The 24,810-nt window shown below is 34.7% G+C and carries 23 protein-coding genes; 22 read left to right on the top strand and 1 reads right to left on the bottom strand.

The genetic code is table 11. From position 1 onward, the window contains the following. The first annotated feature begins 11 nt into the window (after positions 1 to 11). From smc to I5818_RS15885, 13 genes are all read left to right on the top strand, one after another. Positions 12 to 3,578 carry a chromosome segregation protein SMC gene (smc, locus tag I5818_RS15945; protein WP_071976660.1) on the top strand — a complete coding sequence of 1,189 codons (3,567 nt, stop codon included), beginning with the start codon at positions 12 to 14 and terminating at the stop codon, positions 3,576 to 3,578. Between the two features lie 29 nt (positions 3,579 to 3,607). After that, a complete protein-coding gene (gene ftsY, locus I5818_RS15940; RefSeq protein WP_071976661.1) occupies positions 3,608 to 4,603 on the top strand; it encodes a signal recognition particle-docking protein FtsY in 996 nt (331 codons plus the stop codon). Between the two features lie 248 nt (positions 4,604 to 4,851). Next, on the top strand, positions 4,852 to 5,178 hold the full coding sequence (locus I5818_RS15935; RefSeq protein WP_058002621.1) for a putative DNA-binding protein: 327 nt from the start codon (positions 4,852 to 4,854) through the stop codon (positions 5,176 to 5,178). A 12-nt stretch (positions 5,179 to 5,190) separates the two neighbouring features. Further along, positions 5,191 to 6,531: a signal recognition particle protein gene (gene ffh, locus I5818_RS15930; RefSeq protein WP_058002622.1), complete on the top strand. Its 1,341-nt coding sequence runs from the start codon at positions 5,191 to 5,193 to the stop codon at positions 6,529 to 6,531. Between the two features lie 201 nt (positions 6,532 to 6,732). Continuing rightward, a complete protein-coding gene (gene rpsP, locus I5818_RS15925; protein ID WP_058002623.1) occupies positions 6,733 to 7,005 on the top strand; it encodes a 30S ribosomal protein S16 in 273 nt (90 codons plus the stop codon). A gap of 11 nt (positions 7,006 to 7,016) precedes the next feature. Further along, positions 7,017 to 7,250: a KH domain-containing protein gene (locus tag I5818_RS15920; protein WP_058002624.1), complete on the top strand. Its 234-nt coding sequence runs from the start codon at positions 7,017 to 7,019 to the stop codon at positions 7,248 to 7,250. Positions 7,251 to 7,587: 337 nt separating this feature from the next. Further along, positions 7,588 to 7,974 carry a YlqD family protein gene (locus tag I5818_RS15915; RefSeq protein WP_071976662.1) on the top strand — a complete coding sequence of 129 codons (387 nt, stop codon included), beginning with the start codon at positions 7,588 to 7,590 and terminating at the stop codon, positions 7,972 to 7,974. 12 nt (positions 7,975 to 7,986) lie between these two features. Continuing rightward, complete coding sequence (gene rimM / locus I5818_RS15910; protein ID WP_058002627.1) at positions 7,987 to 8,502, top strand: ribosome maturation factor RimM; 516 nt, start codon at positions 7,987 to 7,989, stop codon at positions 8,500 to 8,502. Beyond that, on the top strand, positions 8,499 to 9,248 hold the full coding sequence (trmD, locus tag I5818_RS15905; protein WP_058002628.1) for a tRNA (guanosine(37)-N1)-methyltransferase TrmD: 750 nt from the start codon (positions 8,499 to 8,501) through the stop codon (positions 9,246 to 9,248). The genes rimM and trmD overlap by 4 nt, the downstream gene beginning before the upstream one ends. A 134-nt stretch (positions 9,249 to 9,382) precedes the next feature. Further along, positions 9,383 to 9,727, top strand: a complete 345-nt coding sequence (gene rplS / locus I5818_RS15900) for a 50S ribosomal protein L19 (RefSeq protein ID WP_058002629.1) — start codon at positions 9,383 to 9,385, stop codon at positions 9,725 to 9,727. A gap of 225 nt (positions 9,728 to 9,952) precedes the next feature. After that, complete coding sequence (gene lepB / locus I5818_RS15895) at positions 9,953 to 10,492, top strand: signal peptidase I (protein ID WP_058002630.1); 540 nt, start codon at positions 9,953 to 9,955, stop codon at positions 10,490 to 10,492. 47 nt (positions 10,493 to 10,539) lie between these two features. Further along, entirely contained in the window at positions 10,540 to 11,403 is an 864-nt protein-coding gene (gene ylqF, locus I5818_RS15890; RefSeq protein WP_071976663.1) for a ribosome biogenesis GTPase YlqF, read from the top strand. A 58-nt stretch (positions 11,404 to 11,461) separates the two neighbouring features. Continuing rightward, a complete protein-coding gene (locus tag I5818_RS15885) occupies positions 11,462 to 12,226 on the top strand; it encodes a ribonuclease HII (RefSeq protein WP_071976664.1) in 765 nt (254 codons plus the stop codon). A gap of 32 nt (positions 12,227 to 12,258) precedes the next feature. On the opposite strand, the gene I5818_RS15880 is transcribed toward I5818_RS15885, so the two are convergent. Then, a complete protein-coding gene (locus I5818_RS15880) occupies positions 12,259 to 13,422 on the bottom strand; it encodes an iron-containing alcohol dehydrogenase (protein ID WP_078111257.1) in 1,164 nt (387 codons plus the stop codon). A gap of 185 nt (positions 13,423 to 13,607) precedes the next feature. On the opposite strand from I5818_RS15880, the gene I5818_RS15875 reads away from it, so the two are divergent. From I5818_RS15875 to xerC, 9 genes are all read left to right on the top strand, one after another. Beyond that, positions 13,608 to 15,485, top strand: coding sequence for a terpene cyclase/mutase family protein (locus tag I5818_RS15875; RefSeq protein ID WP_071976666.1), 1,878 nt, complete (start codon positions 13,608 to 13,610; stop codon positions 15,483 to 15,485). Positions 15,486 to 15,599: 114 nt separating this feature from the next. Then, the gene (locus I5818_RS15870; protein WP_071976667.1) at positions 15,600 to 17,324 is read left to right on the top strand and encodes a hypothetical protein; all 1,725 of its coding nucleotides are present in this window, start codon (positions 15,600 to 15,602) and stop codon (positions 17,322 to 17,324) included. Continuing rightward, a complete protein-coding gene (locus I5818_RS15865; protein ID WP_071976668.1) occupies positions 17,321 to 17,602 on the top strand; it encodes an EscU/YscU/HrcU family type III secretion system export apparatus switch protein in 282 nt (93 codons plus the stop codon). Before I5818_RS15870 ends, I5818_RS15865 begins: the two co-directional genes overlap by 4 nt. A 159-nt stretch (positions 17,603 to 17,761) precedes the next feature. Further along, positions 17,762 to 18,922, top strand: coding sequence for an ADP-forming succinate--CoA ligase subunit beta (gene sucC, locus I5818_RS15860; protein ID WP_058002637.1), 1,161 nt, complete (start codon positions 17,762 to 17,764; stop codon positions 18,920 to 18,922). Positions 18,923 to 18,947: 25 nt separating this feature from the next. Continuing rightward, entirely contained in the window at positions 18,948 to 19,850 is a 903-nt protein-coding gene (gene sucD, locus I5818_RS15855) for a succinate--CoA ligase subunit alpha (RefSeq protein WP_071976669.1), read from the top strand. Positions 19,851 to 19,927: 77 nt separating this feature from the next. After that, complete coding sequence (locus I5818_RS26380; RefSeq protein WP_313902911.1) at positions 19,928 to 20,173, top strand: hypothetical protein; 246 nt, start codon at positions 19,928 to 19,930, stop codon at positions 20,171 to 20,173. Next, positions 20,134 to 20,766, top strand: coding sequence for a DNA-processing protein DprA (gene dprA / locus I5818_RS15850; RefSeq protein ID WP_338075644.1), 633 nt, complete (start codon positions 20,134 to 20,136; stop codon positions 20,764 to 20,766). Before I5818_RS26380 ends, dprA begins: the two co-directional genes overlap by 40 nt. 563 nt (positions 20,767 to 21,329) lie before the next feature. Beyond that, on the top strand, positions 21,330 to 23,405 hold the full coding sequence (topA, locus tag I5818_RS15845; protein ID WP_071976671.1) for a type I DNA topoisomerase: 2,076 nt from the start codon (positions 21,330 to 21,332) through the stop codon (positions 23,403 to 23,405). A 489-nt stretch (positions 23,406 to 23,894) separates the two neighbouring features. Then, complete coding sequence (xerC, locus tag I5818_RS15840) at positions 23,895 to 24,797, top strand: tyrosine recombinase XerC (RefSeq protein ID WP_058002641.1); 903 nt, start codon at positions 23,895 to 23,897, stop codon at positions 24,795 to 24,797. The last annotated feature ends 13 nt before the right edge of the window (positions 24,798 to 24,810 follow it).

The following is a 24,810-nucleotide window of genomic DNA, read 5'->3' as shown; positions in this document are numbered from 1 at the left end:
GAGGGAGAAGCTTGTTTCTTAAACGCTTAGATATAGTAGGATTCAAGTCATTTGCCGAAAGAATTGCTGTTGAATTTGTACCTGGAGTAACGGCAGTTGTAGGTCCAAATGGCAGTGGGAAAAGTAATATTATTGATGCTGTTAGATGGGTATTAGGAGAGCAATCCGCCAAATCCCTCCGCGGTGGCAAAATGGAGGACGTAATTTTTGCTGGAAGTGATTCAAGAAAACCTCTTAATTTTGCTGAAGTAACATTAACTTTAGATAATGAAGAACATCGATTACCTATTGAATATAATGAGGTTAGTGTAACTAGAAGAGTATATCGGTCAGGCGATAGTGAGTTTTACATAAATAAGCAATCCTGTCGTCTAAAGGATATCATTGATTTGTTCATGGATTCTGGACTTGGTCGAGAAGCTTTTTCCATCATTAGTCAAGGAAAAGTAGAAGAGATTTTGAACAGTAAAGCAGAAGAAAGAAGAACCATTTTTGAAGAGGCAGCAGGTGTACTAAAATATAAGACACGCAAGAAAAAGGCAGAAGCAAAACTTGGTGAAACGGCGGAAAATTTAAATCGCGTCAATGATATACTCCATGAGCTAGAAAGTCAGGTTGAACCATTAAAAATCCAGTCTTCTATCGCTAAGGATTATTTAGATAAAAAAAATGAATTAGAGAATTTTGAAGTGGCACTAACTGTTTATGAGATTGAGGAACTGAATCATAAATGGGAAATTTTGAAAAAACAATTAGATATTCATCAAGATCAGGAAATGGGTCTTTCTTCGAAGGTTCAAAAGGAAGAAGCAATCATTGAGGAAATGAGAGATCGTCTTCATGCGCTTGACGAATCGATTAATGATTTACAAAATGTATTACTTTCAGCAACAGAAGAGTTAGAAAAGCTCGAGGGAAGGAAAGAAGTTCTTAAAGAAAGAAAGAAGAATGCTAGTAATAATAAAGAACAACTTGAAAAAAATGTTCAAGAAATGACGACAAAACTAGCTAAACTTGAAGAGCAAAAAAGTTTATTAACAGCAGAAGTTGATAATCATACGAAATCTGCTTCATCCTTGAGGAAACTGCTCAAGGAAAAAATAGAGTTATCCAATCAATTAAATATTGATATCGAAGCAACAATTGAATCTCTAAAAGGGGATTATATCGAATTATTAAATGAGAAGGCATCAAGTCGAAATGAGAAAAACCTATTAGAACAACAGCTTAATCAACATGAATCAAAAAATCAGAAACTTGATGATGAGAATAAAAAATATATCGATCAAAGACAAATGATTTCAGAGGAGAAACGGAACACGGAGGAACAACTCACACATATTCGGAGTGAGATAGAGAAGCAAGTTCATCAATTCCGTGAACATCAAAACAAACTAGAAACATTAAAAAACCAATATCAAAAACAGGAAACAACACTTTACCAAGCTTATCAATATTTACAAAAGGCAAAATCAAGAAAAGAAACATTAGAGGAAATGGAAGAAGACTATTCAGGTTTCTATCAGGGTGTGCGTGAGGTGTTAAAGGCTCGAGATTCCAAATTATCTGGGATAGAAGGCGCAGTAGCAGAACTTATTCAAGTTTCTAAACAATATGAATTAGCGATTGAAACAGCTTTAGGTGGTTCAGCACAAAATATCATTGTTTTGACAGAGGAAGATGGAAGGAAAGCAATAGAATATTTAAAGAAAAACAGATATGGTCGTGCGACATTTTTACCGCTAAATATTATTAAGGGAAAAGGATTGCCTCTAAATCAGCTAGAAATCGTTCGTTCCTCCCAATCTTTTATTGGAATGGCAGCCGATCTTGTAGAAGTGGACTCTAAATACCGGACAATTATTTCCAATCTTTTAGGGAATGTAGTAATCACCAAAGATTTACAAGGAGCCAATGAAGTAGCTAAGTTATTACAATATCGTTATCGAATTGTGACATTAGATGGTGATATTGTTAATCCAGGAGGATCGATGACTGGAGGAGCGGCTAAAAATACGACAGCCTCTCTTATTAGTCGAAAAGGTGAACTAGAGGATCTAAAAGAAAAAATTGTCTCAATGGAGGATAAGACCTTACAACTGGAACAACAAGTAAAAACGTTAAAGCAAACAGTTGTTCAAAGCGAAAAAAATCTTGAAGAAGCAAGACAACAAGGCGAAAAGCTTCGCTTAAATGAACAAGAACTAAAATCCGAGATGAGACAGATTGAATTAGCGGAGAAAAATTTAAATGAAAAGCTTCAGATCTATGACATGGAACGATTAGAATCAATTCAATCTGTTTCAAATATAGACCAACGGATCAAAGAATTAACAATTCATTTACAAGATATCACTGTTAAGATTGAAAGCCTTGAGAAGGAAATCGAAACGCTAACATTACAGAAAAATAATCAAAAAAATTCTAAGGATGAACTTTTAGCGGAAATCAGTGATATAAAAGCAGATTTAGCAGTAAAAAATGAACAACTTGTTTCGAGTCGTGAAAGATTAAATAATACAGAGATTGAGATAGAAGAGTGCTTGCAAAAAAGGGCTGTCTACTCCGAAGATTTAAATTGGCTTGAAGGAGAAATGACAAATAATCATTCAGGTGAGGAAGAACTTTCGGAGGCAGCAGAAAAAAAATTAATAGATAAGAATGAAACAACAAAGTTAATATCTATAAGACGTGAAGAAAGAATCCAACTTCAAACAAAACTTGAGGATGCAGAAATAAACCTAAAGGAATTAAAGCGTCAGCATAAAGGGTTAGTAGAAGTTGTTAAGGATGAAGAGGTTAAAATTAACCGGTTAGATGTTGATTTAGAAAATCGACTTACACGTTTACGTGAAGAATATATGCTAACTTTTGAAGCAGCTAAAGAACAATATCCTTTACAGGTACCGATAGAAGAAGCACAAAAACGAGTGAAATTAATTAAACTTGCAATTGATGAATTAGGGACTGTTAATATTGGTGCCATCGATGAATATGAGCGTGTCTCTGAACGATATCAATTCTTAAATGAACAGCAAAAGGATTTGGTCGAGGCAAAGGAAACACTGCTGCAAATTATCGACGAAATGGATGAAGAAATGAAGAAACGTTTTGAGCAAACCTTTGAAGCGGTAAAGTTCCACTTTGAACCGATTTTTAAAGCTTTGTTTGGCGGTGGACGTGCTGAATTAAAACTAACAGATCCTAAAGATTTATTAAATACAGGTGTTGAAATTGTTGCACAACCACCTGGGAAAAAGTTGCAAAATTTAGGTCTTCTCTCTGGAGGGGAACGAGCGTTGACGGCGATTGCTCTTCTGTTTGCTATATTAAAGGTCCGCCCTGTGCCATTCTGTATTCTGGATGAAGTGGAAGCGGCACTTGATGAGGCCAATGTGTATCGTTTTAGTAAATATTTAAAGAAATTTAGCGAAGAAACGCAATTTATAGTTATCACCCATCGAAAAGGAACGATGGAGGGTGCTGACGTGCTTTATGGTATAACAATGCAAGAATCCGGAGTATCGAAACTTGTATCTGTCAAACTTGAAGCTTCAAAAGAATTAGTACAATCCTAATGATAGAATTGAACAGGAAGTGAAAAAATATGAGCTTTTTTAAAAAGTTGAAGGATAAATTTACAAAGTCGACAGATTCTGTAACTGAAAAATTTAAACAGGGATTAACGAAAACAAGGGATAATTTTACGAATAAGGTGAATGATCTTGTTGCACGTTATCGTAAAGTAGACGAGGATTTTTTTGAAGAGTTAGAAGAAATTCTTATACAAGCAGATGTAGGGTTTAATACTGTAATGGAGCTTGTTGAGGATTTAAAAATGGAAGTAAAAAAGAAAAATATTCAAAATCCAGCGGAAGTTCAATCTGTTATATCCGAAAAACTTGTAGAAATTTATCAAGGTAATGAAGATGCACCAAATTCAATTAATATTCAAGAAGATCAATTAACGGTCATTTTATTTGTTGGAGTAAATGGTGTTGGAAAAACAACGACTATTGGAAAGCTTGCACATAAATTTAAAAGTGAAGGAAAAAAAGTGTTATTAGCAGCAGGTGATACTTTCCGAGCAGGCGCAATTGATCAATTAGAGGTTTGGGGAGATCGTGTGGGAGTCGATGTAATTAAACAAGGAGAAGGCTCCGATCCTGCCGCAGTTATGTTTGATGCTGTACAAGCTGCCAAAGCCCGGAAAGCAGATATATTATTATGTGATACAGCAGGCCGCTTGCAAAATAAAGTAAATCTAATGAATGAATTAGAAAAAGTAAAGCGGATAATTGAAAGAGAAATTCCAGGAGCACCACATGAGGTTCTGCTTGTTTTAGATGCGACAACAGGACAAAATGCAATGATTCAAGCTAAAACTTTTAAGGAAGTAACAGATGTATCCGGAATCGTATTAACTAAATTAGATGGAACTGCAAAGGGTGGGATTGTTCTTGCCATTCGCAATGAACTCCATATTCCAGTCAAGTTTGTTGGTCTCGGTGAAAAAATGGATGATCTTCAAGAATTTGACGCTGAAAAATACGTGTACGGTTTGTTCTCAACGGTTATTGAAGAAACAGAGGTAGAAGAATAATTAAAGATGGGCTGTCTGACAAGTTATTGGCTAGACAGCCCTGTTTAGTTGTCTAGGATGACGAGCCTTCGCAATATGAATAGATCAAAGTATGATGGGATGACCCATTAATACACAGCTCTTTTGTCTATCCATAGTGCTTCTTTTCAGTTAACCCCAGGCATTTCTTTCGTTTGCTTGACAAAAGAATGAAAACTGTGTATTCTTCATATGTAAAGGTTTTTCACTTAACAAGGGAGGGGAAGGTTATGCTAGAGAAAACAACGAGAATGAATTATTTGTATGATTTTTATCAATCGTTGTTAACTCCAAAGCAACGTAGCTATATGTCCCTCTACTACTTGGATGATTTTTCTCTCGGAGAAATTGCTGAAGAATATGAAGTAAGCAGACAAGCAGTGTTTGATAATATTAAGCGTACAGAAGCAATGCTTGAGGAATATGAGAAGAAGCTTTTGTTATTCCAAAAATTTCAAGAGAGAAATTTAATTCTTGAAAAATTGAAAAAAGCTATTGAAACTACTTCGAAGGAAGAAATTTCGACACTTATTGAAGCGCTTGAGAAATTAGACTAGGAGGCGGGATGAATGGCATTTGAAGGACTAGCCGACCGACTTCAAAACACAATACAGAAAATTCGCGGCAAAGGGAAAGTATCGGAGAGCGATGTAAAAGAAATGATGCGTGAAGTACGTCTAGCATTGTTAGAGGCTGACGTTAACTTCAAGGTTGTTAAGGATTTTATCAAAAAGGTTAGTGAACGCGCTGTTGGACAGGAAGTTATGAAAAGCTTAACTCCTGGACAGCAAGTCATTAAGGTTGTTAAGGAAGAATTAACGAACTTAATGGGTGGGGAGCAAAGCCAAATTGCTGTTTCGAAACGACCACCTACGATCATAATGATGGTTGGGCTACAAGGAGCAGGTAAAACGACGACAACTGGTAAATTAGCAAATCTTCTACGCAAAAAGTATAATCGTAATCCGTTGTTAGTTGCTGCTGACATTTACCGTCCAGCCGCTATTAAACAGCTTGAAACACTTGGAAAACAACTAAATATGCCCGTTTTTTCTTTAGGAGATCAAGTAAGTCCAATTGAAATTGCGAAACAAGCGATCGAAAAAGCGAAAGAAGATCATAATGACTATGTCTTAATAGATACCGCAGGTCGTTTGCATATTGATGGAGAATTGATGCAGGAGTTAAAGGAAATTAAAGAATTATCTAATCCTGATGAAATTTTTCTAGTAGTTGATTCCATGACTGGGCAAGATGCCGTAAATGTTGCCGATAGCTTTAATGAACAATTAGGAATTACCGGTGTCGTTCTCACTAAGCTTGATGGTGATACCCGTGGTGGTGCTGCACTTTCTATACGTGCTGTTACGGAAAAACCTATAAAGTTTGTCGGTATGGGTGAAAAATTGGATGCTTTAGAAGCATTCCACCCTGAACGAATGGCCTCTCGTATTTTAGGTATGGGAGACATGCTTTCACTTATTGAAAAAGCACAGGCTAATGTAGATGAAGAGAAGGCAAAGGAACTTGAACAAAAGTTACGAACAATGAATTTCACATTTGATGATTTTCTTGATCAATTAGGGCAAGTTCGAAAAATGGGTCCCCTTGATGAGTTGTTAAAAATGATGCCAGGGGCAAATAAAATTAAAGGCATGGGGAATCTTCAAATTGATGAAAAACAAATAAGTCATGTTGAAGCTATTATTCAATCGATGACAAAACAAGAAAAAATCAATCCTGAGATTATGAATGCCAGTAGAAAGAAAAGAATTGCAAAAGGCAGTGGAACTTCTGTACAGGAAGTGAACCGTCTGTTAAAGCAATTTGAAGACATGAAAAAAATGATGAAACAAATGACCGGCATGCAAAAGGGTAAACGAAAAGGCTTTAAATTTCCATTTATGTAGGTCGATATCAATATGCCTTGAGCTCACTGGGATTAAGTGACAAGTGCAGAAGCTATTTTTATATAAAAAAAGCGAATTTGTAATGATTTTGTCCATCATTTTTGATATAATCATAAGTGTTAAGAAAAAACACTTTACAAACTAAGTATTTATTTGATAATATACTATCTTGTGTAAAACTATTCGGAGGTGCTATTTAAAATGGCAGTAAAAATTCGTTTAAAACGTATGGGAGCAAAAAAATCTCCTTTCTATCGTATTGTTGTAGCTGATTCTCGTTCACCACGTGATGGTCGCTTTATTGAAACAGTTGGTACTTACAACCCAGTTTCACAACCAGCAGAAGTGAAAATCAATGAAGAATTAGCATTAAAATGGTTACAAAATGGTGCAAAGCCATCTGACACAGTTCGTAACTTATTCTCAAAACAAGGCATCATGGAAAAATTCCACAACGCGAAATATAGCAAATAAGCGTGATTTCGATGCACGAGCTAATCTTAACGATTGTTAAGCCCCTTGTTGATTTTCCTGAGGATGTTTCGGTTCATGAAGTTGAAGAAGATCATCATATTTCTTATCAACTATCTGTTAATAAAGCAGATATCGGTAAGATCATAGGAAAAAAAGGGCGTGTTGCGAAAGCCATTCGAACTGTTGTCTATGCTGCAGCAGGATCCAAACAACATAAGAAAATTTATTTGGAAATTGTCGAATGAACATTGTTAATGAATGTTCAGAAAAAGGGAGGTTTAATACCTCCCTTTTTCTGTATGACTGTTTTTGTCTAGTTTTAGTAAAAGCCCTACATCGGCTTTTACAACTTAAGCAAGGGTTCGGCGTACTTAAGAAGACTTCCGCTCTTTTCTCAGTGGAATAAGGAATTTGTCGTTGTTACCTTATTTTTAAAGTTAAAGCGATATTGTTTGAGAAAAGAGCCTTCTGTATAATAAATAAATATCGTACATAAAACCTCACACATACTCCTTATTATTATTTTATTTCATTAAATAGGTTTTTAAATAGATCAATCAGTAAAATATAAGGAGGTAAAAAATGCAGCTGTTACAAACAGTTACGGTAAAGCAGGTATTAACAGAACAAAGTAAAAAGGAACTCCATCAATCTTATTATCAAAAAAAAATGATGTTGCAAAAAGAATGTGATCAATTAAGGTTTGAATTAAAAAAACTTGATAGAACAAAGAAATTTCCTTCAGCTAGTTTAAAATCACATTTTGAAAAAGAAATTAATGGGCGGAAGGAAAAAATAAAATTAATTGATTTTCAAATTGAACAGCTTAACATATTGCCATTAGGAAGTGAAATCAAAGAGAAGGAAGTACAGGCTCTTGTTGATGTCAATGTTGGTGACAGCTGGGATCAAATCACAAAAGAACAAATGATCATTGTAAAAGATGGGATCATCATAGAAATACGTTAGAGGTGGATTTAAATGACTAAATGGTTTAATGTAGGAAAAATTGTGAATACCCATGGTCTTGGTGGAGAAGTAAGAGTTATTTCTAAGACGGATTTCGCAGAAGAGCGATATAAAAAGGGAAATATTTTATACCTTTTTCTTAATGATCATACCCCGATTCAGTTAACAGTAAAAACTCATCGTACACATAAAAACTTCGATTTACTTACTTTTGAAGGATACAATAATATTAATGAAGTGGAACCATGGAAAAATGGAATTTTAAAAATTTCTGAAGAACAATTGACAAGTTTAGACGAAGGTGAATTTTATTTTCATGAAATTGTCGGGTGTAAAGTCTTTTCAACAGATGGTGAAGAAATTGGAATCGTAAAAGAAATATTAACACCTGGTGCGAATGATGTTTGGGTAGTTAAAGGGGGAAATGGTAAGGAATATTTAATTCCTTATATTGATGATGTCGTAAAGTCTGTAAATGTAAAAGATAAATCAATTACGATTGAATTAATGGAAGGTTTATTATCATGAAAATAGATGTACTATCATTATTTCCAGAAATGTTTACGGGTGTATTTGGTTCGTCCATCTTGAAAAAAGCAGCAGAAAAAAATGTCGTAGAGTATAATGTAGTCAACTTTCGGGATTATGCTGATAATAAACATCAAACTGTTGATGATTACCCCTATGGGGGAGGAGCTGGCATGGTTTTAAAACCACAGCCTATCTTTGATGCAGTTGATCATTTAACGAAATCGAATGAACATACGAAGCCTAGGGTCATACTCCTTTGTCCACAAGGAAAGGTTTTAACTCAAAAAGTTTCGGAAGAATTAGCTCAAGAACAACATCTTATTTTTATCTGTGGTCATTATGAAGGATATGACGAACGTATACGTGAACATGTTGTGACGGATGAAATATCCATCGGTGATTATGTTCTAACTGGAGGAGAGCTTGGAGCAATGGTTGTCATAGATAGCGTTGTTCGACTTCTTCCTGGAGTATTAGGTAATGAGGATTCTCCTATTTTGGACTCCTTTTCTTCAGGGTTACTTGAACATCCACAGTATACGAGACCTGCTAATTTTAGAGGGATGACAGTTCCAGATGTCCTGACTTCCGGAAATCATAAGAATATTGACGAATGGCGCGAAAAAGAATCGATATTAAGAACACTGCAAAGAAGACCAGATCTTCTTGAAAATTACCCTCTAACTGACAAACATAAACAATGGATCAACGATTGGAAAAAAGAACATAAAGAAAACAAATAAAAGTTGTTATTGCAATACAACTAGTGATATGGTAAGATATTTCTTGTGATTTATGAACGCATAAATCATATGAAAACGATGTTCCGCTGCAATAAAGGATTTGTATGAGCATCTGTTGGAAGGAGTTGAATTCGATGCACAAAATTATTGAAGAAATCACAAAAGATCAACTTCGCTCTGATATTCCAGCGTTCCGTCCTGGTGATACTGTACGTGTTCACGTTAAAGTTATCGAGGGAACTCGCGAACGTATCCAGTTATTCGAAGGTGTTGTAATTAAACGCCGTGGTGGTGGAATCAGCGAAACTTTCACAGTTCGTAAAATTTCTTATGGTGTTGGTGTAGAACGTACTTTCCCTGTTCACACTCCTAAGATTGCGAAGTTTGAAGTAGTGCGTCGCGGTAAAGTTCGCCGTGCGAAACTTTACTACCTACGTAATTTACGTGGTAAAGCCGCTCGTATTAAAGAAATTCGTTAATAATGAAAAGAAGCTATTCTATTTCTTAAAGAATATTAAGATAGCTACGATTCAAAGACAAAAGGAGCTTGGTTATCAAGCTCCTTTTCGACTTTTATTGATATATTTTTCTAAAGAAATATTAATGATAAATAAAATCATGATCTTAATTTAATCTTTCACTTTTTTGGATGAAGCTGATATATTTATAATAATACTTGGCAATTTAACAAAGGTGGCGGGATAATGTCAAAACAAAAAAACGAATTATGGGAATGGACAAAAGCTTTACTAATTGCGGTTCTTCTTGCAGTTATTATTCGTTATTTTTTATTTGCACCAATTGTTGTTGATGGGTCATCGATGATGCCTACACTACATAATGGAGATCGCATGATTGTTAATCGATTTGGAAAGCCCGATCGTTTTGATATCATCGTTTTCCATGCACCAGAAAAGAAGGATTATATTAAACGAGTGATTGGTTTACCTGGGGACAGAATTGAATATAAAGATGATATTCTTTACATAAATGGTAAAGCCTATAAAGAACCTTATCTAGATGAGGCAAAGAAAGAAATCGCGGTTGGTACATTAACAGAAGATTTTACGTTGAGGGACTATATTGGCAGAGATACTGTCCCAGAAGGTGAAATTTTTGTAATGGGGGATAATCGTCGAGGTAGTAAGGATAGTCGAAGTATTGGAACAATCCCAATAAAAAAAGTAATTGGTGATACGAAATTAATATGGTGGCCAATTTCTGATATTAGGATTGTAAAGTAATTACATAAAAATATGACATAAATAATAGTTGGAGTTGAGCGCATAGGATGACGATACAATGGTTTCCAGGGCATATGGCGAAAGCTCGAAGGGAAGTAACAGAAAAACTTAAATTAGTAGATATTATTTTTGAATTGGTTGATGCAAGGATTCCTGTTTCATCAGCCAATCCAATGCTAGAAGAAATCATTCAACAGAAGCCACGCTTAATATTATTAAATAAAGCAGATATGGCAGATAGAGAGATCACAAATAGTTGGTTAAAATACTATGAACAAAACGATAAAAAGGCATTAGCGATAAACTCACAAGCTGGCAGTGGCTTGCACCAGATTGTTAATGCTGCACAGGAAATACTTAAGCCGAAATTTGACCGTATGAGAGCAAAAGGAATGAAGCCGAGAGCAATCAGAGCAATGATTATTGGCATTCCTAATGTCGGTAAGTCTACCTTGATTAATCGTCTTGCGAAAAAGAATATTGCGAAAACTGGTAATATGCCTGGAATTACTAAATCACAGCAATGGATTAAGGTGGGAAAGGAACTAGAGCTTCTTGATACCCCTGGGATTCTCTGGCCAAAATTTGAGGATCAAGAGGTTGGTTATAAATTAGCATTGACAGGTGCAATTAAAGATACGATATTAAATTTACAAGATATTGCTGTATATGCTTTACGTTTTCTTGAAAACCATTATCCGAATCGATTAACGGAAAGATATGAGCTATCGGAGATCCCTAACGATATTTTGCCTCTGTTTAACCATATAGGGACATTAAGGGGATGTTTAATGTCAAAAGGTGAAGTAGACTATGATAAAACAGCTGAAACCATCATTAGGGATATTCGCTCTGAAAAATTAGGTAGCATATCATTTGATTTACCAGAAGATCAAGCTGAAGAGGATTGAATATGTAATTTCCCTATTTGACGATCTATTTGCATTCAAAGTAGTAGTGAGGATACAGATGAAATCAAACACAATTAAAGATATAAAAGAAGCACTAAAAACAGTTGTAACCCTAGATGATCCGTTTATTCAACAACTTGAACTAGATGAACGGAAAGGGGTACAAAAGCTCCTACAAAATTGGTATAAAGAGCAAGAAAATATTAAGGTTCAACATGAAAAATTTAACGAAATGATGAAATATGAAAATAAACTTGCGGGGCAGGGTTTTGAGTACATAGTTGGGATTGATGAAGTCGGTAGAGGTCCACTAGCAGGACCTGTAGTGGCAGCTGCAGTTATTCTACCTAAAGGCTTTAAATTACTTGGTATTAATGATTCAAAGCAGCTATCGGAAAAAAAGCGTGAAGAATATTATCATTATATTGTTGAAAACGCCATTTCTGTAGGTATTGGATTAATAACTGCAGAAGAAATTGATCAATTAAATATTTATGAGGCAACAAAAAAAGCGATGTTAGAAGCGATCACTAACTTATCAATCCGTCCTGATTATTGTTTAATTGATGCGATGAAACTAAATATTCCTTATCCACAGCAATCGATTATTAAGGGTGACGCATTAAGTGTATCCATTGCTGCAGCATCAATTGTTGCGAAAGTAACAAGGGATAATCTAATGAAAAAATATAGTATTACATATCCGGAATACAAATTTGAGCAACATATGGGATATGGTACGAAAGAACATTTATTAGCGATTAAAAAATATGGGCCTTGTCCCATTCACCGTAAAACATTTGCTCCCATTAAAAATTCATGAAAATAGGCTGACATAGTGTCAGCCTATTTAAATTATAGTGATAACCGATAAATTTCTAATACATCATCCCGATTTAACTTTTTAAAGTTTCCGAACTCCCCATTAGCCATTGCTTTATCAGCCATTATATCTAATTTACTGTCATCAATCCCATAATCAGCTAGTCTTGATGGTGCACCTATGCTATTCCAGAATTCACGAAGCTTTTCAATCCCTTCCAGTCCAATTTCTTCGTCTGTTTTTCCTTCAGGATCAACACCAAATACACGAACAGCTAGCTGTTTAAAGCGAGAAGGTTTCACCTTTAAGTTATGCTTCATCCAATTTGGAAATAGAATTGCCAGACCACCACCATGGGGAATATCATAAACGGCAGATACCGCATGCTCAATATTATGTGTAGCCCAATCCCCTCTAAATCCCATAGAAAGCATACCATTCAATGCCATTGTCCCATTGTACAATATAGTTGAACGATATTCATAATTCTCTAAATCATTGATAAGCTTTGGTGCAGTTTCCATAACAGTCAATAATAAAGATTCACACATACGATCTTGCATTAAAGTATTTTCTGTTAAATGGAAATAATGCTCAAAAACGTGTGACATCATATCGACCATCCCATATACCGTTTGATCCTTAGGAACTGTAAATGTATTAACGGGGTCAAGGATAGAAAATTTCGGGAAAGTAAATGGGCTTCCCCAGCCATATTTTTCATTTGTTTCCCAGTTGGTAATAACAGAACCAGAATTCATCTCAGACCCAGTTGCAGCAAGGGTAAGAACAGTGCCAAAGGGAAGAGCGTCTGTAGCAAATGCTTTTTTTGTAACTAAATCCCATGCATCACCATCATATTTTGCTCCAGCAGCAATGGCTTTTGTGCAATCAATAACACTCCCACCACCAACTGCAAGGATGAAATCAATTTGTTCTTTTTTACAAATATCTACTCCTTTTCTAACAGTTGAAATGCGAGGATTTGGTTCTACCCCTGATAATTCATGTATGTTTGCATTTAAATTTTTTAAAATATTGATCACTTGTTCGTATAAGCCACTTCTTTTAATACTGCCACCGCCATAAACAAGTAGAATATTCTTTCCGTATTGGGGTACTTCTGTTTTTAGCTGTTCTAATTGGTCTTTACCAAAAATTAATTTTGTTGGGTTCCAATATGTAAAATTGTCCATTAACGCTCACTCCTTTAAGAACATTATGAGTTAGTCATGATCAAAATGCAAAAAAGATGACTCTATTTCTTAAACTAATTAATCATTTATTTTCGTGCTTTAAATAGTATTTCTTTAGGCAATTATTACATTCGTTTGAATAGAAATTAATCATAAAGCATTTGAAAAATGAGGAGTGATAAGATTTGGGTGTTAATGTAGAAGGACAGATTAATGAGTTAATTAACAAATTAATTTCTGAACAAGCAGAGGATGGCTCATGGAAGTATCCCTTTGAAACAGGGATTCTTACAGATTGCTGTATGATTATTTTATTAAGAACCCTTCAATTAGAGGAAGATGAAGACCTCATAAAAAGCTTAACAAGAAGGATTTTGAATGAACAATATGAAGATGGAGCATGGAGATTATTTTTGGATGAGGAAAGAGGAAATATATCACTGACAGTAAGTTCCTATTATGCGTTACAAATATCTGGATACATTGATAGAGATAATCCAAATCTACTACAAGCAAAAAAATTCATTATTGAAAATGGTGGTATTGAATCTGTAAATATGTTCACGAATGTGTTATTATCTCTCACTGGACAAAAGGAGTGGGAAGTACTTTTTCCAATTCCTGTTGAAGCTGTATTACTTCCTAAAAGCTTTCCAGTGAATTTTTTTGATATTTCCGTATTTGGGAGGGCTAATATAGCCCCATTACTAATTCTTGCTGATTCTAAATTTGTTATAAAGCCTTTATCTTCACCAAAATTAAATGATCTTTTTATTGGGGAAAGTAAAAATAGGAAGGAAGAAGAAATGGAAGAAACTCGCTCAATTATCGATTTTATTGAACATGGAATAAAAGAAATTGAGGAATGGCACAACGATCTCCATGGAAAAGCTATTGAGTATTTGGAAGATTATATGATTCAGCATACAGAAGCGGATGGTACATTATATAGTTATTTTAGTGCTACTTTCTACATGATATATGCATTTTTGGCAAGGGGAAAAAGTAAAAATGATCCCAAAATTATAAAAGCGATTTCAGGATTGAAATCAATGATATGTGTAATAAATGGAAATTATCATTGTCAATATACAACGGCAAATGTCTGGAACACCTCTTTACTTTCAGATGCCATTCAAAATGCAGGTGTCCCAACTTCCCATCCCACTATTATTAAAGCAACCGAATATCTACTAAAAAGACAGCATAATAAATTTGGTGATTGGAAGATTCATTCTCCTAGGACTTTACCAGGTGGGTGGGGATTTTCAAATATTAATACGATCAATCCAGATATTGATGATACATCTGCTTCTCTTCGTTCACTTTCTAGATTGATCCATACTCAACCAATATACCAGCAATCCTGGAATCGAGGGATTCAGTGGATTTTATCCATGCAAAATGATGATGGCGGTTGGGCTTCATTTGAAAGAAATGTGGATAATCCACTGTTGAATTTTTTACCTTATGGTGAGGGACTATTAATGGATGCCTCATCAACAGACCTAACTGGACGAACCTTGGAATTTTTAGGAATGTACACAGATATTCGCAAGGATCATCCTCAAATAAAAAAAGCGACGAAATGGTTATTTACGCGTCAGAATAAAGAGGGATCTTGGGACAGCAGATGGGGAATATACTTTATTTATGGAACTTGGACCGCAGTTTTGGGCTTACTGGCAGTTAATATTGGTTCGGATCATCCAGCAATCATAAGAGCAAAAAATTGGTTAACTCGTATACAAAATGCTGATGGTGGCTGGGGTGAATCTTGTCGGAGTGATATCGCCAAAAAATATGTAGCGCTCAAGAAGAGTACATTGACACACACAGCATGGGCCTTAGATGCATTAATCACAATATCTGATAAGGAAACACCAACGATTCGAAAGGGGATAAACTTTTTAATCAATGAAGCCGATATTAAAGAGAGGGATAATGCTTATCCTGTGGGACAAGGTTTAGGTGGTCAGTTCTATATTCATTACCATAGTTATCAATATGTATGGCCACTTATCACTTTAGTAAAATATAATAAAAAATTTAAGCATAAATGATATATTTGCAATAAAGCTAGACACAACAGTTTGAGATTTTACTAATAGGTATAGCTTTTTTGGAAATTAAATAAACAGTAAATCCAATACAAGTAATGGAGGAAAGGGGAAACAATGCTGCCACTTACGCTACAATCATTAGCAAAATTAGATATAAAAACCATTCAGCCACGCTTCGAATTTCGGTCTGGACAAATTTTTTTAGGTAATATAAAGAAAATATTTCCGAATCAAACAGCTCTCGTCCAAGTAGGGCAGCAAAATATAATTGCAAAGCTTGAAGTACCCTTAATAAATGGTAATCAATATTGGTTTCAAGTACTTTCACGAGAAGGGGAAACAATCCTTAAAATGCTATCTTCCTACTCGAAGGAAAATAATGCAAACTCCTTGTTATTAAACCAACTTTCACTTCCGAATAATAAAGTAAATAACGAACTTCTTGCATTTTTATCTAAAGAACAAATTCCATTGACAAAAGATGCAATCGTAACAATTGCCCAATGGCTTGAAAATAAAGGGAATTCACAAGACAGCTTTAACACGCTTCAAGTAATGTTTAAAAATAAATTTCCATTAGCAGAAACGATTTTTCAATCTGTTCTAGAAACGATCAAGACGCAAAAAAGCATTCACGATACATTGCAATTATTTGAAAAGCAACTACAATTGGAACCTACTAGTAAAACTAATCAATTATTGCTTTCAATGATAAGGAATGTCGTACAGCAGGATATTCCAATTGCTAAGAAAGTTTTACTTTCCATAATAGACACAGCAATTCAGGAAACTGCTCCTAACAAAATAAAAGCAATAAATTTATTAGATAAATTAGGAATGATTAACAATACAACTATAGATAAACAAACAACGTTAACAAATGGAAATGCTGTTAATCAATTGAATATAAAAAATAATGAAGTCGAAGCAGCAAATAAATATAACGAGATTGTACAGCATTTAACCAATTTAAAAGAAAAATCATATGATCAAATTAATAAAAGTGTTCAAATTCTTGAGAATTACCTAACTGATGAAAGTACAGAAAATAATAGATCAACAACAACTTTTATCCCAGAAATGGTGAAAACAAATGAAAAAGAATCCCAGTATACAAATCGTGTCGAGCCATTCAAAAATGAAAGATTAGCTCTTTCTATGGAAGACCAACATTTTTTAAAACAAGTAGAAACTGAAGTAAAGGAATCTGTAAAAGGTAAGGACATTCTGGAACTATTCAAAACAGTAACTAAAAAACTAGGAATAAATTACGAAGCTGAAATACTTAAAGGTAATGCAGAATTAAACCAAACAGATAATATATTAAAGCCGCTACTGGTTAAATATTTACAAGAGACCAACCATCCTCTGGAATCTAAAGAGCTTGCTGAACAATTGGTAAATAAAATGAATGGTCAACTATTATTATCCAATCAAAATAATCCGATAACTAATATTGTTTATCAGCTCCCGATTCAATTATTTGGTTATCAAACAGAAGTCACTATGCAATGGTCTGGTAAAAGCAAAGAGGATGGAAAAATTGATGCAAACTATTGTAAGATCCTTTTTTATTTAGAGTTAGAGCATTTAAAAGAAACAATAGTAGATATGAAAGTGCAAAATCGTGTGATCACGATAAAAATAATTAATGAAGGTGAATATCTTCCAGAGTTATCGCAAAAATTTATTCCTCCTTTAAAAAAAGCATTAATGGAAATTAATTATACACTTTCTGCTATACAATTTGACCAACCTAATAAAGGGAATGGTGGCATGGAACGTTCAAACATACAAAAGGCTCATTCACTATATTCGGGGGTTGATATACGAATATGAAGCAAAATTATGAAAGAAAACAAGCAATCGCACTGCAATATCAGTCAGATAAGCAAAAAGCACCAACCGTAATTGCGAAAGGAAAGGGGCTCATTGCTGATCAAATTATCGATACTGCGAAGGAAAAACAAATCCCTATTCAAGAGGATCGTAACTTAGTAGAATTACTAGGTCAATTAAATATTAATGAAAGTATCCCAGAAGAATTATATGAAGCGGTTGCCGAAGTATTTGCATTTATTTATCGTTTAGATCGTGAGAAAAAGGAATCAAACTAATTCACTCAATATTGAAATAATTAGGTCAAAACAAACAATTGATTAAAAATAATGCCGAAATGTGCTTGAATTAGGCTCAGAAGGCTAGACATATTTTCATCCATTTAATACAATGGAAGCGCAGTTTATTTTTTGTATAGTTTGATAGGAGGATGGAAAATGAATATCCATGAGTATCAAGGTAAAGAAATCCTCAGAAAATACGGGGTAGCGGTACCAAATGGGAAAGTAGCCTTCACTGTTGAAGAAGCGGTAGAAGCTGCGAAAGAATTAGGTACAGATGTTTGTGTTGTTAAGGCTCAAATTCATGCTGGTGGTCGTGGTAAAGCTGGCGGTGTTAAAGTCGCTAAAAACTTGGATGAAGTCCGTACATATGCGAACGAAATTTTAGGAAAAACTTTAGTTACACACCAAACAGGTCCAGAAGGTAAAGAAGTTAAGCGCCTTCTTATTGAAGAAGGTTGTGATATTCAAAAAGAATATTACGTTGGACTTGTATTAGATCGTGCTACTTCACGTGTTGTCTTAATGGCATCTGAAGAAGGCGGTACTGAAATTGAAGAGGTTGCTGAAAAGACACCTGAAAAAATCTTCAAGGAAACAATTGACCCAGTTGTTGGTTTAACAGCATTCCAAGCTCGTCGTATTGCATTCAATATCAATATTCCTGCAGCTCTAGTAAATAAAGCAGTGAAATTCATGATGGGTCTGTATACTGCATATGTTGAAAAAGATTGTTCAATTGCAGAAATCAACCCACTTGTAGTTACTGGTGACGGTAATGTCATGGCACTTGATGCAAAATTAAACTTTGATTCAAATGCTTTATACCGTCAAAAAGATATCGTTGAATATCGCGATTTAGAAGAAGAAGATCCAAAGGAAATCGAAGCTTCTAAGTACGATCTTAGCTATATTGCGTTAGATGGAAAAATTGGATGTATGGTAAACGGTGCAGGTCTTGCAATGGCGACAATGGATATTATCAAGCATTATGGTGGAGATCCAGCCAACTTCCTTGATGTTGGGGGCGGCGCGACTGCAGAAAAAGTAACAGAAGCATTCAAAATCATTCTTTCCGATAAAAATGTAAAGGGTATCTTCGTTAATATCTTCGGTGGTATTATGAAATGCGATATTATCGCAGAAGGTGTTGTGGAGGCGACAAAACAAGTTGGACTTGAATTGCCTTTAGTTGTTCGTTTAGAAGGAACAAATGTGGAATTAGGTAAGAAGATTTTAAATGAATCTGGACTTAATATCGTTGCTGCTGAATCAATGGCAGACGGAGCACAAAAAATCGTAGAATTAGTAGGCTAATATTTAAGAAAGGCAGGGGAATATTGTGAGCGTATTTGTTAATAAAGATACAAAAGTAATCGTTCAAGGTATTACTGGTAAAACAGCTCTTTTCCATACAAAACAAATGCTTGAATACGGTACAAAAATCGTAGGTGGAACATCACCTGGTAAGGGTGGAACAGAAGTGGAAGGAGTACCAGTATTTAATACAGTTTCTGAAGCTGTGAAAGCAACTGGTGCAAATGCATCTGTTATCTATGTTCCTGCTCCTTTTGCTGCAGACGCAATTTTGGAAGCGGTTGATGCTGAATTAGATTTAGCTATTTGTATTACAGAGCATATTCCAGTATTGGATATGGTAAAGGTAAAACGCTATATGGAAGGCAAAAAGACTCGATTAGTTGGTCCTAACTGCCCAGGAGTGATTACACCTGAAGAATGTAAGATTGGTATAATGCCGGGTTATATTCATACAAAAGGTCATGTAGGAGTAGTATCCCGCTCTGGAACATTAACATATGAAGCTGTACATCAATTATCTCAAGCTGGTATTGGACAAACTACTGCAGTTGGGATTGGTGGAGATCCTGTAAATGGTACAGACTTTATCGATGTATTAAAAGCTTTTAATGAAGATCCAGAAACTGAAGCTGTAATAATGATTGGTGAAATTGGCGGTACAGCTGAGGAAGAAGCTGCTATTTGGGTGAAAGCCAATATGACTAAACCTGTTGTAGGCTTTATAGGTGGAGTAACTGCACCTCCAGGAAAACGTATGGGCCACGCTGGTGCAATTATTTCTGGTGGTAAGGGTACTGCTGCTGAAAAAATTCGTGTCATGAACGAATGTGGCATTAAAGTAGCTGCAACACCTTCTGTAATGGGTGAAACTTTAATTGAAGTTCTTAAAGAAAAAGGACTTTATGAAAAATGTAAAACTCACTAGGTTAAAAGTTTTAAAGCAAATAGAGGATGTTTTTTGTCATCCTCTATTTGTTAAACCTTATATAAAGGAGGAATCATGTGAAAGCGTTTAAAAAAAGGATCATTCATCTCCATCACTGTAGGGGAATTAATTCTAAAGGTATTATTAAAATCATCCAATCTGATCCTACTCTAAAAAATCTATATAAGACACCTCCATCCAAGTTGAAATCAATCATTAATTCTTCTCCTGAACACTTCTCAAAATTTTATTATGATCTACATCATCTGAAAATTGATCAAATATTATCCACCTATTTGACCCTGATTACCCCTACTTATTAAAGCAATGCTATAATCCTCCTCTTGCCCTGTATGCGATCGGCAATGTTTCACTCTTGAATTCACCTTGCGTTGCTATTGTTGGCTCTAGAAAAGGCAATATATATGGTAGAAAAGCGATTGAACAAATTCTTCCGACTCTTATTAAGAAAAAGATCACAATCATTAGTGGATTAGCAAAAGGGATAGATACGATGGCACATGAAATGACCATTTTGCATGGAGGAAAAACAATTTGTGTTCTTGGAAGTGGTTTTTTTCATATATATCCGCAGGAAAACAGACGCCTTGCAGAGAATATGAAAAAGGAACACCTTCTTTTGTCTGAATATCCTCCAAATACAAAACCACAGAGATGGCATTTTCCAATGAGAAATAGAATTATTAGTGGATTGTCGAAAGGAATTGTTGTCATTCAAGCAGAAGAAAAAAGCGGTTCATTAATAACGGCTGATTTTGCACTTCAAGAGAATAGAGAGGTTTTTGCTATCCCTGGAAGTGTCGTAGACCCGTTATCAAAAGGTACCAATTTTCTCATACAACAGGGAGCTAAACTTGTTTTAACGGGTGATGATATTTTGGAAGAAATATATTAGACTAAAAAAGCGGGATAGGAGTCCTATATTTATAAAATGTTTTGATAGGAGAAATTATTATAATAGTAGTTTTAGGTATAAAAAGTACGTTTAAAATCCCTTGGGTAAAATATAGTTTTTTAAAATATTACCTATTTTAGCTTAAAAAGGTTGCAATTTTGAAAAATCTGTTATACATTTTCCAACAGATACATTTATGTTTAATTGTATTAATATAATTACAAAATAAAGAAATAAAAAGTTGAAAACGATTTCTAGCTCCATAGTAACTGTTTTTTATAACAATCCATTTATGTTGACAAATAAATTAATCAACGTTAAGATGAACACTTGATTTTACGAAACAGTTTTGAGTATGAAAATTTAATCATTAATCAACATAGCTTGAATGAAAAAAAGAATTCGTATTTGTATGCAACATAAGGTGTGTGAGTAATTAGGGCTATACCATTTAACGAATAATTCGGAAGCTAAATTTACTGAATTTAAAATAACGAGATAGCTAGCGACTCTACCCTTTAAACTATAACAAAAAATAATGAAAACCTCTGGGAGGCTTCTTAATGTCAGAGTACTTGGTTATCGTGGAATCGCCAGCTAAGGCGAAAACGATTGAAAGATATTTAGGAAAAAAATATAAGGTTAAAGCATCTATGGGCCATATTCGGGATTTACCTAGAAGCCAAATGGGTGTGGATACAGAGCATAATTTTCAACCGAAATATATAACAATTAGAGGAAAAGGACCTGTCTTAAAAGAATTAAAGACAGCTGCTAAAAAAGCGAAGAAAATATATCTTGCAGCCGACCCCGATCGTGAAGGGGAAGCAATTGCATGGCATTTAGCACATAGCTTAGATTTGGATATTCACTCAGATTGCAGAGTTGTTTTTAATGAAATAACGAAAGATGCAATTAAAGAATCATTTAAACACCCTAGACCAATAAATACAGATTTAGTAGATGCCCAACAGGCAAGAAGGATATTGGATCGTTTAGTCGGTTATAATATAAGCCCTCTTTTATGGAAGAAAGTAAAAAAAGGTTTAAGTGCGGGGAGGGTACAATCAGTCGCCGTACGTTTAATTATTGATCGTGAGAATGAAATTAAAAACTTTAAACCCGAAGAATATTGGACGATTGTTGCTGATTTTAAAAAAGGAAAAGAAAATTTTCAGGGTTCTTTTTATGGAGTGGATGGTAAGAAATTATCCCTTCATTCCGAGGCTGAGGTGAAAAATATTCTTTCCAAAATTAGTGGGAAAGAATTTACCGTTAATTCTGTATCTAAAAAGGAAAGAAAACGGAACCCTGCACCTCCTTTCACTACATCATCCTTGCAGCAGGAAGCAGCACGTAAATTAAATTTTAGAGCGAAAAAAACAATGATGCTAGCGCAGCAGTTATACGAAGGAATTGATTTAGGAAAAGAAGGGACAGTTGGTTTAATTACCTATATGAGAACGGACTCAACCCGTATTTCAGAAATTGCCCAGGCAGAAGCGTTCTCTTATATTGAAAGCCAATATGGAAAAGAATATACCCGCTCCGAACAACGTAAGGATAAAAAAGCATCAAATGCACAAGATGCTCACGAAGCAATCCGTCCAACAAGTACATTGCGGGAACCAAGCTCATTAAAGGAATATTTAAGTCGTGATCAATTAAGGTTATATAAATTAATTTGGGAACGTTTCGTTGCAAGTCAAATGTCTCAGGCCATAATGGATACGATGAGTGTCGATTTATTGAATGGAGATGTTATTTTTAGAGCAAATGGATCTAAACTAAAATTTTCTGGATTTATGAAAGTGTATGTTGAAGGGACAGATGACCAAACAGAAGAAAAAGAGAATTTTCTCCCTCAAATGGAGAAAGGAGATCAAGTCACTTCTGAGGAAATTGATCCTAAACAGCATTTTACACAACCACCTCCAAGATATACAGAGGCACGTTTAGTGAAAACATTAGAAGAATTGGGCATAGGTCGCCCTTCAACCTACGCGCCAACTCTAGATACCATTCAAAAACGCGGTTACGTTGCCTTGGACAATAAACGATTTATTCCTACTGAATTAGGAGAAATTGTATTAGAGCTAATCATGGAATTTTTCCCGGAAATATTAGATGTCGAGTTCACTGCGAAAATGGAAAGTAATCTCGATGAGATAGAAGAGGGTAAAATTGAATGGGTTAAGATCATTGATGAATTTTACAAAGGATTCCATGAAAATCTTATAAAAGCCGAAGCTGAAATGGAAAAGGTTGAGATTAAGGATGAGGAAGCCGGTGAGGACTGTGAAAACTGTGGCAGTCCAATGGTGTTCAAAATGGGGCGTTATGGTAAGTTTATGGCTTGTAGTAATTTTCCCGACTGCAGAAATACAAAACCAATTGTAAAAGAGATTGGAGTTACATGTCCTAAATGTAATGAGGGAAATATTATTGAAAGAAAAAGTAAAAAGAAAAGAATATTCTACGGATGCGATAGATATCCGGAGTGTGATTTTCTATCTTGGGATAAACCGATTGAAAGAAAATGTCCTAAATGTGATCATTTATTAGTGGAGAAAAAGTTGAAGAAGGGTGTACAGGTTCAATGTACCAATTGTGATTATAAAGAAAAGACAGTTGAATAACATATTTAAATGACATTAGAGTGGGTTTAAATACCCACTCTTTATATTTTTTTCATTTAATTGTAAAGTATATTGCTTTTTTATAGTCCTTCTACCTACTTTTATACTTAATAAAAGCTCAGCTATCCCTTAATAAAGTTTATAGCTTTTGTTTATTAAAAAGTCGGGGACGGACGATCTTCAACCTGGAATAGGACCTATTTATTATACTTATATTAATTTTTTATAAAAAATATATACTATTACTTTATTTCTTTCGATTAGTATTGTAAAATGCTTTAGGGGATCAATGAAAATATTGTCGAATTATTTAGATGGATGGTTTGAAATAGGGATTCATGTTTTATGCAGCTGTTGCTATTCTTGTTTAAAAACAAGTGATTATAGAATGAATTATAAACAATTCAAAACTTTGTGAAAAATTTGTAACATTCATTGCAAGGGCTACTAAATTGTGATAATATTTAGTAGCCTTTGTGAGGTGTTAAGATGAATGAAAATTTAGAAGCTTGTCTTTATGCTTTTATGGAGTATATTCAAATAGAAAGAAACTATTCAGAGTATACGGTTAAGTTTTATCGGCAAGACATTGAGCACTTTTATTTGTTCATGAATGAACAAGGTATAACAGAACTTGGGAATGTTGAATATTTTGATGCCCGCCTGTATTTAACAACACTTTTTGAAAAAGAATACAGCAGGCCTAGCTTGGCTCGGAAAATTTCAAGTTTGCGGAGCTTTTATAAATTTTTAATGAGGGAACAAATAGTTAAAGAAAATCCATTTGTTTTCCTTTCCCAGGCAAAACGACAATTAAAAATACCGAAATTCTTTTATGAAGAAGAGATGGAAAAGTTATTTCAAGCCTGTGAAGGTGATTCAGCTTTAGATGTAAGAAATCTGGCATTACTTGAGATACTATATGCAACGGGAATCCGTGTCAGTGAATGTGCGAGTATTCAATTGAAAGATATTAATCTTGAGTTTGATACGATACTGGTTAGGGGTAAAGGGAAGAAAGAGAGAATTGTGTTATTTGGAGATTTCGCGAATAAAGCATTATGCAATTACATAGATCATTCAAGGCATAAGCTAATGAAAAATAAAGATAACCATGAGTATCTCTTTGTTAATTTTCGGGGCACCCCCTTAACAGAAAGAGGCATAAGATACATTTTAAATGATTTAATCAATAAAGCTGCATTAACTGGAAAAATGCATCCACATATGTTAAGACATACATTTGCAACACATTTATTAAATCACGGGGCAGATTTGAGAACTGTGCAGGAACTTTTAGGACATGAAAATTTGTCTTCTACACAAATATATACCCATGTCACAAAAGAGCATTTGCGAAAAACCTATTTGTCTCACCATCCAAGAGCTTAACATCATGTCATAT

This window comes from Heyndrickxia oleronia (assembly GCF_017809215.1).
GTDB classification, from domain to species: domain Bacteria; phylum Bacillota; class Bacilli; order Bacillales; family Bacillaceae_C; genus Heyndrickxia; species Heyndrickxia oleronia.
The sequence above is the reverse complement of the archived record's forward strand: the minus strand, read 5'-3'. Positions and strand labels throughout refer to the sequence as shown.

Bases quoted from the DNA above. Each gene is read 5' to 3' on its own strand.
- sucC (WP_058002637.1), top strand. From the start codon at position 17,762: ATGAATATCCATGAGTATCAAGGTAAAGAAATCCTCAGAAAATACGGG.
- xerC (WP_058002641.1), top strand. From the start codon at position 23,895: ATGAATGAAAATTTAGAAGCTTGTCTTTATGCTTTTATGGAGTATATT.
- I5818_RS15870 (WP_071976667.1), top strand. From the start codon at position 15,600: ATGCTGCCACTTACGCTACAATCATTAGCAAAATTAGATATAAAAACC.
- lepB (WP_058002630.1), top strand. From the start codon at position 9,953: ATGTCAAAACAAAAAAACGAATTATGGGAATGGACAAAAGCTTTACTA.
- ffh (WP_058002622.1), top strand. From the start codon at position 5,191: ATGGCATTTGAAGGACTAGCCGACCGACTTCAAAACACAATACAGAAA.
- rpsP (WP_058002623.1), top strand. From the start codon at position 6,733: ATGGCAGTAAAAATTCGTTTAAAACGTATGGGAGCAAAAAAATCTCCT.
- I5818_RS15915 (WP_071976662.1), top strand. From the start codon at position 7,588: ATGCAGCTGTTACAAACAGTTACGGTAAAGCAGGTATTAACAGAACAA.
- ylqF (WP_071976663.1), top strand. From the start codon at position 10,540: ATGACGATACAATGGTTTCCAGGGCATATGGCGAAAGCTCGAAGGGAA.
- I5818_RS15920 (WP_058002624.1), top strand. From the start codon at position 7,017: ATGCACGAGCTAATCTTAACGATTGTTAAGCCCCTTGTTGATTTTCCT.
- trmD (WP_058002628.1), top strand. From the start codon at position 8,499: ATGAAAATAGATGTACTATCATTATTTCCAGAAATGTTTACGGGTGTA.
- ftsY (WP_071976661.1), top strand. From the start codon at position 3,608: ATGAGCTTTTTTAAAAAGTTGAAGGATAAATTTACAAAGTCGACAGAT.
- I5818_RS15935 (WP_058002621.1), top strand. From the start codon at position 4,852: ATGCTAGAGAAAACAACGAGAATGAATTATTTGTATGATTTTTATCAA.
- I5818_RS15880 (WP_078111257.1), bottom strand. From the start codon at position 13,422: ATGGACAATTTTACATATTGGAACCCAACAAAATTAATTTTTGGTAAA.
- I5818_RS15885 (WP_071976664.1), top strand. From the start codon at position 11,462: ATGAAATCAAACACAATTAAAGATATAAAAGAAGCACTAAAAACAGTT.
- rimM (WP_058002627.1), top strand. From the start codon at position 7,987: ATGACTAAATGGTTTAATGTAGGAAAAATTGTGAATACCCATGGTCTT.
- rplS (WP_058002629.1), top strand. From the start codon at position 9,383: ATGCACAAAATTATTGAAGAAATCACAAAAGATCAACTTCGCTCTGAT.
- topA (WP_071976671.1), top strand. From the start codon at position 21,330: ATGTCAGAGTACTTGGTTATCGTGGAATCGCCAGCTAAGGCGAAAACG.
- I5818_RS15865 (WP_071976668.1), top strand. From the start codon at position 17,321: ATGAAGCAAAATTATGAAAGAAAACAAGCAATCGCACTGCAATATCAG.